The organism is Burkholderia sp. MSMB1498, assembly GCF_001526245.1.
GTDB lineage: Bacteria > Pseudomonadota > Gammaproteobacteria > Burkholderiales > Burkholderiaceae > Burkholderia > Burkholderia savannae.
On sequence record NZ_LOYJ01000003.1, the window covers coordinates 112240 to 125520 of the forward strand.

General features: G+C 68.5%; 8 protein-coding genes. 1 reads left to right on the top strand and 7 read right to left on the bottom strand.

Annotated elements, in window-relative coordinates; translation table 11 throughout:
- Positions 1-23: 23 nt before the first annotated feature.
- Positions 24-788, top strand: a complete 765-nt coding sequence (locus tag WS91_RS00850; RefSeq protein WP_059645737.1) for a glycosyltransferase family 2 protein — start codon at positions 24-26, stop codon at positions 786-788.
- Positions 789-1244: 456 nt separating this feature from the next.
- Here the strand turns inward: WS91_RS00850 and rfaQ are convergent, their stop codons facing one another.
- The 7 genes from rfaQ to dnaE form a co-directional block, all read right to left on the bottom strand.
- A complete protein-coding gene (rfaQ, locus tag WS91_RS00855; protein WP_038754816.1) occupies positions 1245-2417 on the bottom strand; it encodes a putative lipopolysaccharide heptosyltransferase III in 1173 nt (390 codons plus the stop codon).
- 86 nt (positions 2418-2503) lie between these two features.
- Positions 2504-3757, bottom strand: a complete 1254-nt coding sequence (locus tag WS91_RS00860) for a glycosyltransferase (RefSeq protein ID WP_059669581.1) — start codon at positions 3755-3757, stop codon at positions 2504-2506.
- On the bottom strand, positions 3754-5052 hold the full coding sequence (locus WS91_RS00865) for an O-antigen ligase family protein (RefSeq protein ID WP_038754822.1): 1299 nt from the start codon (positions 5050-5052) through the stop codon (positions 3754-3756). The genes WS91_RS00860 and WS91_RS00865 overlap by 4 nt, the downstream gene beginning before the upstream one ends.
- A complete protein-coding gene (locus tag WS91_RS00870) occupies positions 5049-6194 on the bottom strand; it encodes a glycosyltransferase family 9 protein (RefSeq protein WP_059574676.1) in 1146 nt (381 codons plus the stop codon). Before WS91_RS00870 ends, WS91_RS00865 begins: the two co-directional genes overlap by 4 nt.
- A gap of 317 nt (positions 6195-6511) precedes the next feature.
- Entirely contained in the window at positions 6512-7603 is a 1092-nt protein-coding gene (locus tag WS91_RS00875; RefSeq protein ID WP_038754827.1) for a glycosyltransferase family 4 protein, read from the bottom strand.
- Positions 7604-7653: 50 nt separating this feature from the next.
- Complete coding sequence (msbA, locus tag WS91_RS00880; protein WP_059669582.1) at positions 7654-9444, bottom strand: lipid A export permease/ATP-binding protein MsbA; 1791 nt, start codon at positions 9442-9444, stop codon at positions 7654-7656.
- A gap of 36 nt (positions 9445-9480) precedes the next feature.
- Positions 9481-13005 carry a DNA polymerase III subunit alpha gene (dnaE, locus tag WS91_RS00885; protein ID WP_059669583.1) on the bottom strand — a complete coding sequence of 1175 codons (3525 nt, stop codon included), beginning with the start codon at positions 13003-13005 and terminating at the stop codon, positions 9481-9483.
- Positions 13006-13281 lie beyond the last annotated feature (276 nt).

The window sequence follows — 13281 nt, forward strand, 5'->3', positions numbered from 1 at the left end:
CCTCGCACCAACCCATCGCTTTCATGGCAGAACCCACTCTCGGCGTCGCCCTCATCGCCCTCAACGCCGCGGCCCGGCTAGCCGAATGTCTCGACGCGCTGTCGTTCGCCGATGACGTCGTCGTCGTCGACGGCGGCAGCACCGACTCGACCGTCGAAATCGCGAAGGCGCACGGCGCGCGCGTGATCGTCGCCGTCGACTGGCCGGGGTTCGGGCCGCAGAAGAATCGCGCGGTCGCCGCGCTCGACACCGACTGGGTTCTGTCGATCGACACCGACGAGATCGTCACGCCCGAACTCGCCGCGTCGATCCAGGCGGCGATCCGCGCGCCGCGCGCGCAGGTCTACGCGCTCGATCGGCTATCGAGCTTCTGCGGCAGCTGGGTGCGCCATAGCGGCTGGTATCCGGATTGGGTGCCGCGCCTCTTCCAGCGCGAATCGGCGCGCTTTTCCGACGATCTCGTCCACGAGCGGCTCGTGTTCGACGGGCCGTCCGCGAGGCTCGACGGCCAACTGCTCCACTATTCGTACGAGGACTTCGAAACCGTGCTGCGCAAGCTCGACGCATATTCGAGCGCAGGCGCGGCACAGCGGCGCGAGGCGGGCAAGCGCGGCGGATTCGCGAAGGCGCTCGGCCGCGCCGCATGGGCGTTCGCGCGGACGTATCTGCTGCGGCGCGGCTTCCTGGACGGACGGGCCGGCTTCATGATCGCCGTGTTCAATGCCGAGACGGTCTACTACCGCTTCCTGAAGCTTGGACATCCGCGGCCGGAGAAGGCGGGCGACTGAGGCGCGCACGAGCGACGCCCGCGACGTCACTGGAGCAAGCGCGCCGGGGAAATGGCGTCGGCAGGAAACGACGCCGCATCGCGTGAAGCCGCCTCAGGCGCGGCGCGAAGAATTGGCGCCGGCACATTGTCGCCGGGCCAAACGCGACAAGCCATTGCGTCGGTCGCGTCGGTCTACGGTCTACGGTCTACGGTCTGCGGTCTGCGGTCTGCGGTCTGCGGTCTGCGGTCTGCGGTCTGCGGTCTGCGGTCCGCGGTCCGCGGTCTGCACATTACAACGCTTCGCCGACCATGCCGCATATGCATGGCGCCAATCGCGAACGTCGCGCCGGCGCGGCCGCGCGTTGCGTGCCGCCGCGCGCCTGATCGGCTGCGCCCGCCGAACGAACCGCGTCGGCAAGATTCGCCGATGCTTCGCCGCGTCGTCCCGGTTATGCGAGGCGCGGCAGACGTGCCCCTACTTCCTCGCGCCGAGCCGGCTGACGTCGACCGGCACCGCGCCGTCGGCCTGCGCGTGCGCCGCGCCGAGACCGAGCATGTCGGTCGCGACGCCGATCGCGCGCGCCGACGACAATTCCGTCAAGCATCGGCTCCAGCTTTCCAGATGACGGTCGCAGCCTTCGAGCTTGCACGGCACGCAGTCGCCTTCGCCCTGCAACAGATAGACGTTGCCGCGCCGCCCCGAGCCGCGCAGCGGCCACGGCTCGTTGCCGGCCGGCCAGTGCGCGGGCCATGGGCCCCAGCGCGTCGGATTCGACGGCCCGAACAACGCGATCGTCGGAACGCCGCAGGCGGCGGCGACATGCGTCGCGCCGGTGTCCGGGCCGATGAAGAGCCGCGCGCGCCGGAACATTTCGGCGCTCTCGCCGAACGACAGCTCGCCCGCCATGTTCAGCACCGGCTCGCCCGACGCCCGCGCGATCCGCGCCGCGTAGTCGCGCTCGGCCTGCGCGGGGCCGCCGCTCAGCGCGACCGCGAAGCCCCGGCTGCGCGCCCAGCGTACGAGATCGACCCAGCCGTCCTCGCGCCACTGCTTGTAGCGGAACATCGGATACGGATGCAGCACGACGTACGGCTCGCCGCGCGTGAGCGCGGGCGTCGCGTACAGCTTCGCGTCGAAGCGCGCGCGCGCGGCGGGATCGTCGCCGATGCCGGGCGCGACGACGTCGGCGCACGGCGTCGCGCCCAGCGCGCCGGCAAGCGACAGATTGCTCGTGACGGTATGCACGTCGCGATGCGCGTCGAGCACGATGCCGTTCAGGATGAAGCGCGTGAGCCACGTGAGCCGGTCGGGATCGACGAGCCCGATCCGCTTGCGGCCCGCGAAGAACGCGTAGAAACGCGCGCGATCGGAGTTGATCGCCGCGCAAGCGAGGTCGTACTTGCGCCAGATGCGCAGCGCGTCGGCGATGCGTTCCTTCGGCCGCGCGCGCTGCGCGACCGTGATCACGCGCCGGATGTCGGGATTGTGCTCGAGCACGCCTTCGGTGCCGCGAAACACGATCATGTCGATCTGCGCGTCGGGCCAGCGCGCCTTCAGCGAGCGGACGAGCGGCGTCGTCAGCAACACGTCGCCGAGGCGGCGCGTACAGGACACGAGAATGGTGCGCGGCGGCCGGGGGAGCGTCAACGAAGCGGTCACGGTGAAGGCAGGAAGAACGGGCGACTGGACATTTTAGCGAATTCGCGTCGCACGCCCATGCGACGCGAGCGAACTCACGCCCGCTCGAGCAGTTGCGCGGCGAGCGCCTGCATGCGCGCGTTCGCCGCGCGCGGGCCGAACGATTCGACCTTGTGCGCCGCATGCGCGACGAGCGACGCGCGCAGCGCGTCGTCGGCGAGCATCCGCTCGATCGCGTCCGCGAGCCCATCGGCGTCACCGGGCGAGACGAGCAGCCCGCCGCGACCGCCGTCGAGCAGGTCGCGCGGCCCCGTCGGACAATCGGACGAGATCACCGGCGTGCCGAGCGCCATCGCCTCGCCGAGCACCATCCCGAAGCCTTCGTAACGGCTGCTCAGGATCAGCATGTCGGCCGCGCGCACGTACGGAAACGGATTCGCGCAAAAACCCGTGAACCGCACCGCGTCGTGCAACCCGAGCTCGCCCGCGAGCCGCTCGAGCACGCGGCGGTCCGGACCGTCGCCGACGAGCACGAGGCGCGGCGCGTCGGCGCGGCGCGCCCGCACTTTCGCATACGCGCGCAATAAGGTCCGATGATCCTTCTGCCCTTCGTCGAGCCGCGCGACCGACACGATGAAGCGCCCGTCCGGCAGCTCGGCCGGCTCGTCCGCCCGCGCGCGCAGCGCCGCCGGATCGATCACGTTCGGCAGCGCGGTGACGACGACGCGAGTATTCGCGAAGAGCGGTTCCGCCTCGCGCCGCATGTCGGGCGTGAGCACGGCGAGTGCCGCATATCGCTCGTACTGGCGTACGCGCCGCGCCATGTACGACGCGCTCTTGTCGCCGAACCGTGCGGCGAAGCTGTAATGGCTGACGCCGATCCACGGCGCACCGCCCTGCCCGGCGATGCGGCGCAGCGAGAAATCGAAATCGCAGACCACGTCGTAGCCGCGCGCGAGCCTCAGGAAGCGGCGGGCGACGATCGGGCGAATCAACCCATGCGTCGACGCCTTGTGCAGCAGCTTCTCGCCGCCGCGCAGCTTGCGCCCGCGCTCGCGCTGGTGGAGCGCATGCATCCATCGCTCGGGAGCGAGCACCTGCAGCGCAACGTCGGGCGGAATCGCCTTCGCGCACCACGTCGTCAGATCCTGCGTCGGATACGTGACCGACAGCCCGACCTCGAACACGCTGCGGTCGAGCGCGTTGAGCCAGCCGAGCAGCGCGGTCTCGGTGCCGCCTCGGCCGAAATCGTCGATGTGAAACAGGATACGCACGCGCCGCGCGCTCGGGCCGGCGACGTTTTGCGCCGGCGCGGCGGCCTGCGTAGCGGGAGCGGCGGGCATCGTCATCGCGCGTCCGCGCTCCGCAACGCGCGCGGCATGCGTGCGTCGCGTTCGCCGCAGCCGAGCAGGAAACCCGCGAATGACCAGAACGCGAGCATCGTCGTCTGCCACATGAAGTCGTCGACGGTGTTCTTCGCAATCATCCCGACGACGAGCGCGAGGCCCCCGGCGGACACGGCCGGCACGTCGCGCCGCAAGCGCCAGAACGCGCCCGCGAGACTCACGAACAGCATCGCCTCGAACGCAACGCCGATATAGCCCGTCTGCAGCCACGTATTGAGAAACAAGTTGTGCGCATGCGTGAGCGCCTGCGGCTCGATGCGCAGCAGCAACGGCGGCGCGGCGGCCGCGTACGCGTGCCCGGGAAGCGGCTTGCCGAAGCCCACGCCGAGCCAAGCATGGTGCCTGCCCTGCTCCGCGTAGAACGCCCAGAGCTTCGGGCGCGTGTCGGACGACAGCGTGTCGCCGAGCGCGTTCAGCTCGCCCGGCACGTAGACCCGCTGCCCCGCGACCGTGATGTCGCGCGCGGCCGACGACGCCGAAGCGCTCGCCGCCGACGCGGTCGGATCGCGCTCGCGCGCGCTGTATTCGAGCATGCCGAGCGCCGCGGCGCCGAGGAGCGCGATCGCGACGACGCTCGCGCCGAGCCGCCGCCTATAGAGCGGATAGAACGCGACGACGAGCGTCGCGCCCGCTGCCGGCCAAAAGAAGCGATTCAGGCTCGCGAGCCCGACGAACCCGCACGCGACAAGCCCGATCACGCCGATCGCGCGCCAGCGCGCGCGCAGCAGCAACGCGGCGAACAGCGGCATCGCGAACACGACGAGCGTGCTCGTATGACCGACGCGGTTGTAGAAGCGAATCGGAAAAACGTCCGGCGTCGGCGGCTGCAGGCGCCCCCAATAGAACGCGCTCAGCAACGCGAGCAGCACGCACGCGCCCCACACGACGAGCACCGGCCGCTCGGGGCGCTCCACCCGCGAGCCGAACAGCCAGAAACCCCAAAACGTGACGAGCGGATACAGCACCTCGTCGAACCATGCGCGCATGCTCACGTGCGGATACAGCGACCATCCGACCGACGCGAGGCTCCACGCGGCCCACGCAACGATCGGCAGAACGAGCGGCCATTGCCGGAACGGCGGCCGGTTCGCGGACAGGATGCCGGCGAGCGTGCCCGCGCCGATCAACGCGAGCGTCGTGTTGACGACTCCGTTCATGTGGCCGAACATCACGGCGAACATCAACGTGGGACAGGCAATCCAAAGCACGCGCTCGACGCGCGATGTCATTATTGTCATCGACTTGAACTTGACGGCGCAAGCGCCAGAACGTTTTGCAGCGCACGATGCGCCGCATCCACTGAAAGACGTCCCATGCAGTCCGCATGATCGCCGTGCCATGCGACGCAGGTCGACGCATTTCGATCGCAGCGCCGCACCCACTCGACATGACGCCGAAAAATCGACGGCTGGTCGCGGCACGGCATGTCCGCGATCGTCAGCGCGACGAACGGCGCGTCCTGCCAATAGCGCCCCGCGCCGTGAATGCCGGCGTTGCCGGGACCGAACAGCGCGACGGTCGGCACGCCGACGAGACGCGCGAGATGCGCGACGCCGGTGTCGGGACATACGACCGCCCGCGCACCATCCAGCAAATGCCACAGATCGGCGAGGCCGAGCCGGCCGGCAAGATTCGGCTGCCCCGGATCGGGGCCGATCTCGGCCACGAGCTCGACCTCGCTCGGCCCGCCGCTCCAGACGGGCAGATAGCCCGCCGCCTCCACGCGCGCGGCGAGCTCGAGCCAGCGCTCGGACGGCCAGCACTTGACCGTGGTGCTCGCGCCCGGATGAAGCACGACGTAGGGCCGCCCGCGCAACTCGGCGGGCAACTGCGCGCTCGCCTGCGGCGCGGGCCAGTCGGCCGGACGGTACGGCCGCGGCGCGGGCCCGTCGACGAGCTCGGCGGCGAAATCGGCCCACGCGGCGGGCGCGTCCGGATACGGAATCAGCTCGTCGACCGGCCAGTTCTTCCACGCGGGCGCGTCGCCCGCATGTGCGACGATCCAGCGACAGCCCGCGCCGAGCGCAAGCCAGCTGTGGCGGTTATCGCCCGCGACGATCCCGAGGTCGTACGGCCCCGACGCGAGCAGGCGCTTGACCGATGTGCCGTCGCGCGGATCGAACGCGAACGCGTCCACCCCGAACGGCCGCTTTGCATAAAGCGGCACAATCGCCTTCGGGCACGCCAGCACGATCTGCGCATCCGGGTGCTGCTCGCGCAGCTTCGCGACGAGCGGCGTCAGCAGCAGCGTATCGCCGAGCAGCAGATGATGCGCGATCAGGATGCGCCGCAGTTGCGCGGGCTTGCGGTGCAACGGCTTGAGGGCAAGCCTCGGCAGCGCTCGCGCGAAGATGTGGAACCGGCCGTGAAGTCTGCTCATTCGATTAATTCAACGGCTGATCGATTCCGCCACTTGAGATGCGATGCGCCGGAGGCCGGCCGAAAGCCGTTTCGTCATGCAGGATTTCCACGGTTCATATTGCGAAGAACAAACCAGAGGCCCCGTCACCCCGCAGGACATCCGCGAAACCGACGTGCATTTCTCAGTGCCGGGCCAGGACACGCGGCCCAGCCCGCGATGCGCTGCAAGCGCGATCGCGGGCTGGGCCGAACTGGCGGAGTATACCATCCGGCCCATGCGCTCCCGGCACCAATACCCTGATGAAAGACACGCCGTAAGCCACGCGCGAGCGCGCGTCATCGCGGTTCGTCGCGCCCGCGGCCTCCGGTCTCGGCGGCCAGGTCGAGTAATTGCTCGACGTGGCGCGCGACGCTCGAATCGTACCGGATGGCCGCGTGCGCCGCCGCGCTCGATTCGACGTGCGCCGCGCCCGCCCTCGCCCGCTGCACTGCGTCGCCCAACGTCGCGCGCAACCCGGCCGCATCGCCGGGGGTGAACACGAGCTTCGCCGACGGCGCGATCGCGTCGCAGCAGCCGATGTTCGACGACAGAATGACAGGCGTGCCGCACATCACCGATTCGATGCCGACGAGCCCGAACGGCTCGTATTTCGATGCGAGGATCGTGAAATCGGCGGCGCGGTAGCCGTCCTCGATGTCCTTCACGTAGCCGACGTAGCGCAGCCGCTGCGACGTCCGCTCCGGCGGCCTGCCCGCGACCGCGACGACGACGGGCGGCCCACCGTCGCGCAGCACCGCTTCGATGAGCGGCAGCCCTTTGCGCTCGTGGCTGCTCGACGGGAACAGGAGCACGATCTCGTCGTCGGCGAAGCCGAAGCGCCTGCGTAGCTCGGCGCGGCGCGCGGCGCCGACCGGCGCGAAGCGCGCGGCGTCGACGGGCGGGAACAACACGCGGATCTTGTCGTCGCCGAGCCCGTAGAAACGACGCAGTTCGTCGCGCATCAGCACCGAGTGCGCAACGACGAAGCGCGCACGTTCATATTGACGGCGTTCGAGCGCGATCTGGCGGCGATCGAAGAAGGTCGGCGTACGACCGAGCGCGTCGAGAAATCCGAGATGGGTGCCGCCGCAGATCGCGATCTCCGACGAATCGACCCGGTTGCAGCCGATCAGCACGTCGACGGGTGACGCACGGCGGGCGACGCGCAGCCGCCACGAAAACCAGGCGTCGCGGCACTTGCCGGGCAGGAACGACACGTTGATGCGGTGCGGCTCGACGCGCCCGTACTCCGGCACCGACGGATCGAACGAACGCGCAAAAACCGCAGGCCGAAACCCGACATCGGCCAGACCGCGCGCGAGGTCGATCGCGTAGCGCTCGAGCCCGCCGCCGTACCTGAACGCATTGCAGGACAGGCCGATCTTCATCGCGCGGCGATCGGGCTCGCCAGGGACCCGTCCGCCCGGAAGTTCGCCGCTCACCCTGCGTCCTGCTGGAACTGAATGCGATGCAAATGCGCGTACAACCCGCGCTGCTCGAGCAGTTCGCGATGGCTGCCGCTTTCGACGATCTTGCCCCCTTCGAGCACGAGAATCCGGTCCGAGCGTTCGATCGTCGACAGACGGTGCGCGATCACGAGCGTCGTACGCCCCTTCATCAGCGTCTCGAGCGCGGCCTGCACGTGCCGCTCGGATTCGGAATCGAGCGCGGATGTCGCCTCGTCGAGAATCAGGATCGGCGCATCCTTGTAGATCGCGCGCGCGATCGCGAGCCGCTGGCGCTGGCCGCCCGACAGCCGCATCCCGTTGTCGCCGACGAGCGTGTCGATGCCTTCCGGCATCGCGGTGACGGTGTCCCACAGATTCGCGGCGCGCAGCGCCGCCTCGACGCGATCGCGCTCCGGCGTCTGGCCGTATGCGACGTTCGCCGCGATCGAATCGTTGAACAGCACGACGTCCTGGCTCACCATCGCGATCTGGTTGCGCAGGTCGTGCAGGCTGTACTCGGGAAGCGCGACGCCGTCGACGCGCACCGAGCCCAACGACGGGTCGAAAAAGCGCGGCAGCAGATTGACGAGCGTCGTCTTGCCGCTGCCCGACGGCCCGGCAAGCGCGACCATCTCGCCCGGCGCGACGGTAAACGACACGTCGTCGAGCGTCTGCCGGCCGTCGCGCGGCATGCCGTACGAGAACGACACGTGGCTGAACTCGATCGCGCCCGACGCGCGCGCGAGCGGCTTGCCGCCGCCTTCCGGCTCGCGCGGCTCGTCGATCAGCCCGAAGATCAGCTCGGCCGCGGTCATCCCGCGCTGCAGCGGCTGGTTCACGTCCATCAGGTGCTTGAGCGGCGAAATGATGAGCAACATCGCGGTCACGAACGCGACGAAACCGCCGACCGTCGTCTGATCGTTCGCCGACTGGACCACCGCGATCGTCAGCACGATTGCGAGCGCGATTGACGCGAGAAACTGCGTGAGCGGCTGCGCCAGCCCGCCCGACACCGTCATCCGCATCGAATAGCCGCGCAGCTTGCGGCTCAGTTCGTTGAAGCGCCCGATCTCGTATGGCTCGCCGTTGTGGACCTTGACGACCTTGTAGCCGCCGACCGTCTCCTCGACGATGTACGCGAGCTGGTTCGTGAGCATCTGGTGCTCGCGATTCAAACGGCGCAGCCGCCGGTTGATCTTGCCGACGAGCCAGCCGATGCAGGGCAGCAGGATCGCGACGATGAGCGTCAGCCGCCAGTTCAGATAGAACAGGTAGCCGAGCAGGAAGACGACCGTCAGCGAATCGCGCACGAGCGTGATCGTGACGCTCATCAGCACGCTCAGCACCTGGTTCACTTCGAACACGATCGCGTTGATCACCGTGCTCGCCGTCTCGCGCTGGAAGAACGACACGCCGGTATGGATCATCCGCTCGAACATCTGGATGCGCAGATCGAGCAGGATGCGATTCGACACGTACTGCAGCAGATAGCCGGACGCGTATTGCGCAAGCGCTCGCGCAAGCGCGAGGCCGACGACTGCGGCGGGCACGTACAGCTTCGTCGTCATGTCGCCCTTCGAGCCGAAGCCGTGGTCGAGAAGCGGCTTCAGCAGCGCCGGAATCCCGGCTTCCGTCGCGGCGACCGCGGCCATCGCGAGCACGCCGGCAACGAGCACCCAGACGAGCGGTTTCACATACGGCCAGAGGCGGCGCATCACGACGGCGGGCGACGACGCGTCCTGGCCGCCGATCGGTTTGCTTAGGGTAGGCTTGACGCTCAAAATGCCCTCAAATGAATCCGGAAAACGTGCTGGAGGTCAGTAGACGATCTCGACGACGCTGCCGCCGAACGCCGCGCGCAGATCGGCGAGCAACGCGTCGCTCGGCTTCACGCGCCACGCGTCGCCCAAGCGCATCTCGCCTTGCGCGCGCGCGTTGCTGTAGGCGATCCGCACGGCGAGGCCGTTCGGTATCACGGGCTGCGCGCGCCGCCCGCCGTCGCGGCCGCCGCGCGGCGCCGGCGCTTCGGCTGCCGGCGTCTCGTCGGGCTTCGCGACGTGCGCTTCGAGCACGCGGCGCAGCGCCGCCGCGTCCGCGTTGCCGTTCATCGTCATGCGCACCGCCTGCGCGTAACGGCTGCGCGCGCGCTCGATATCCATCACCGAATCAGCCGTGAAGCGGATTCCGCCCGTGAACGCATCGTTGCGCGCCTGCCCCTGGACGATCAGCAGCTCGTCTTCCTTGAAAAGCGCGCGGTTGACGTCGAACTGCTCGTTGAACACGGTGACTTCGCACTGGCCGGTGCCGTCGTCGAGCAGCGCGATCACCATCTTGCCGCGCTGCGTCATCTGCGTGCGCAGCGACGCGATCACGCCCGCCACCACCTTGTCGCGCCCTTCCTTCAGCTCGCCGAGCTTCTGGCGCACGAAACGGCGCACTTCGTCGCGGTATGCGTCGAACAGGTGGCCGGACAGATAGAAGCCGAGCGCGCTCTTCTCTTCCTGCAGGCGGCGCTTGTCGTCCCATGCGGGCTCGTCGACGAGCGCGTGCTGGTGCGCGGGCTCGCCGCCGATGTCGAAGAGCCCCGCCTGCAGCGCATTCGCGGCCACCTGCTCGGCGGCCTCCATCGCGAGCGGCACCGACGCGAGCAATTGCGCGCGGCTCGCGTGCAGCGAATCGAACGCGCCCGCGCGAATCAGCGCCTCGATCGTCCGGCGGTTCACGACGCGCCGGTCGATCCGCTCGCAGAAGTCGAACAGATCGGCAAACGGCTTTTCCTCGCGCGCGCGCAGGATTTCCTCGATCGCGTTCTGGCCGCTGCCCTTGATCGCGCCCAGGCCGTAGCGAATCGTGTGCGAGCGCTTGCCGCCGGCCTCCGCGACCGGCTCGAAACGGTAGTGCGACTGGTTGATGTCCGGCGGCAGCACCGCAAGGTTGTTCAAGACGCAGTCGTCGTACAGGATCTTCACCTTGTCGGTGTCGTCCATCGCGAGCGTCATGTTGGCCGCCATGAATTCGGCCGGATGGTGCGCCTTCAGCCACGCGGTGTAGTACGCGAGCAGCGCGTAGGCGGCCGCGTGCGATTTGTTGAAGCCGTAGCCCGCGAACTTCTCCATCAAGTCGAAGATTTCGTCGGACTTCTCGCGCGCGAGGCCGTTCTTCGCGGCGCCCTCGGCGAAGATCTCGCGGTGCTTGGCCATCTCCTCGGGCTTCTTCTTGCCCATCGCGCGGCGCAGCAAGTCCGCGCCGCCGAGCGAGTAGCCGCCGATGATCTGCGCCATCTGCATCACCTGCTCCTGATAGACCATGATCCCGTAGGTCTCTTTCAGGACGGGTTCGACGCGCATGTCGGGATACTCGACCTTCTCGCGCCCGTGCTTGCGCGCGCAGAAGCTCGGAATCAGGTCCATCGGGCCCGGACGGTACAACGACACGAGCGCGATGATGTCCTCGAAGCGGTCGGGCTGCGCATCCTTCAGCATGCCCTGCATGCCGCGGCTTTCCAGCTGGAACACGGCGACCGTGTTCGCCTTCTTCAGGATCTGGAACGAAGTGGGATCGTCGAGCGGCACCTGCGCGAGCGACCAGTCGGCCTTCGTCGGATCGAGCCGGCGGATGTAGCGCTCGGCCCAGTCGAGAATCGTGAGCGTCGTGAGGCCCAGAAAGTCGAACTTCACGAGGCCGACGGCTTCGACGTCGTCCTTGTCGTACTGGCTGACGACGCCGCCCTCATCGCCCTGCGTGTAGAGCGGGCAGAAGTCGGTCAGCTTGCCGGGCGCGATCAGCACGCCGCCCGCGTGCATCCCGACGTTGCGCGTCAGGCCCTCGACGCGCTGCGCGAGATCGAGCAACTGGTGGACTTCGTCCTCGTTGTCGTAGCGCTCCTGCAGGAGCGGCTCTTCCTTCATCGCGTCGGCGATCGTCACGTGCTTGCCCGGCTTGAACGGGATCAGCTTCGCGACGCCGTCGGTGAACATGTAGCCGAGGTCGAGCACGCGCCCGATGTCGCGCACGGCCGCCTTCGCGGCCATCGTGCCGAACGTCGCGATCTGCGACACGGCATCCGCGCCGTACTTCTCCTTCACGTACTGGATCACGCGGTCGCGGCCGTGCTGGCAGAAGTCGATGTCGAAGTCGGGCATCGACACCCGCTCCGGATTCAGGAAACGCTCGAACAGCAGGTTGTAGCGCAGCGGATCGAGATCCGTGATGCCGAGCGAGTACGCGACGAGCGAGCCCGCGCCCGAGCCCCGGCCGGGGCCCACCGGCACGCCATTGTTCTTCGCCCAGTTGATGAAGTCCGCGACGATCAGGAAGTAGCCCGGAAAGCCCATCTTCTTGATCGTGCCGCACTCGAAATCGAGGCGCTGATAGTACGTGTCGCGCTGCGCTTCGCGCGCGGCCTCGTCCGGATAGAGCTGCGCGAGGCGCTTCTCGAGCCCCTCCTTCGACAACTGCACGAGGTAGTCGTCGAGCGACATCCCGTCGGGCGTCGGGAAGAGCGGCAGCTTCGGCTTGCCGAGCTCGAGCGTCAGGTTGCAGCGCTTCGCGATCTCGACCGTGTTCGCGAGCGCCGACGGCAGGTCGGCGAACAGCGCGACCATGTCGTGCTGCGTGCGGAAGAATTGATCGGTCGTGAAGCGCTTCTGGCGGCGCGGATTCGCCAGGATGTCGCCTTCCGAGATGCACACGCGCGCCTCGTGCGCGGTGAAATCGTCGGTCGTCATGAACTGCAGCGGATGCGTCGCGACGACGGGCAGCTTCAGCTCGGCGGCGATCGTCACCGCCTGCTGGATGTACGCTTCGGCGCCCGGCTGGCCGTAGCGCTGCAATTCGATGTAGAAACCGCCCGGAAACGTCTTCGCCCAGCGCTCGGCATGGCGGCGCGCGGCCGCTTCGTTGCCGGCCGCGAGCGCGAGGCCGATATCGCCCTGCTGCGCGCCGGACAGCGCGAGCAGCCCTTCGGCGAGCTCGCCTTCGAGCCAGCTCGCGTCGAGCTCCGCGCGGCCGCGATACTGGTTCGTGAGCCACGCCTTCGACAGCAGCTCGCAAAGATTCAGGTAGCCGCGCTTGTCCTTGACGAGCAGCAGCAGCCGCGACGGCTTGTCGCGATCGTCGTGGTTCGTGATCCAGACGTCGCAGCCGGCGATCGGCTTGATGCCCGCGTCGCGGGCTTCCTTGTAGAAACGGACGAGACCGAACGCGTTGCCGAGGTCGGTGAGGGCGAGCGCGCCCTGACCGTCTTCGGCCGCCGCCTTGACGATATCGTCGAGACGCACGATGCCGTCGGCAATCGAGAATTCGGAGTGAACGCGAAGATGAACGAAACGGGGATCTGACATGGGCGCTATTGTATCCGGCCCGGGGGCCCGGCACCGTTCGCGCCGGCCAAAAAAACGCGACGTTGGCCGTTCGGCCGAGCGCCGGCGCGGGCCGGCGGGCGGCGACGGCGCGCGAGACGGCGATTCGCGCGGCCCGAATTCCGGTGGAGCGCGGTCGGGGCGACGTCCGTTTGTTCTTCCATCCCTCGCTTCGTTTTGCTCGGCGGTTCGGCGGTTCGGCGGTTCGGCGGTTCGGCGGTTCGGCGGTTCGGCGGTTCGGCGGTTCGGCGGTTCGAC

Coding starts and splice junctions, on each gene's coding strand:
- WS91_RS00850 (WP_059645737.1), top strand. CDS start 24: ATGGCAGAACCCACTCTCGGCGTCGCCCTCATCGCCCTCAACGCCGCG.
- WS91_RS00860 (WP_059669581.1), bottom strand. CDS start 3,757: ATGACGATGCCCGCCGCTCCCGCTACGCAGGCCGCCGCGCCGGCGCAA.
- WS91_RS00865 (WP_038754822.1), bottom strand. CDS start 5,052: ATGACAATAATGACATCGCGCGTCGAGCGCGTGCTTTGGATTGCCTGT.
- WS91_RS00870 (WP_059574676.1), bottom strand. CDS start 6,194: ATGAGCAGACTTCACGGCCGGTTCCACATCTTCGCGCGAGCGCTGCCG.
- WS91_RS00875 (WP_038754827.1), bottom strand. CDS start 7,603: ATGAAGATCGGCCTGTCCTGCAATGCGTTCAGGTACGGCGGCGGGCTC.
- dnaE (WP_059669583.1), bottom strand. CDS start 13,005: ATGTCAGATCCCCGTTTCGTTCATCTTCGCGTTCACTCCGAATTCTCG.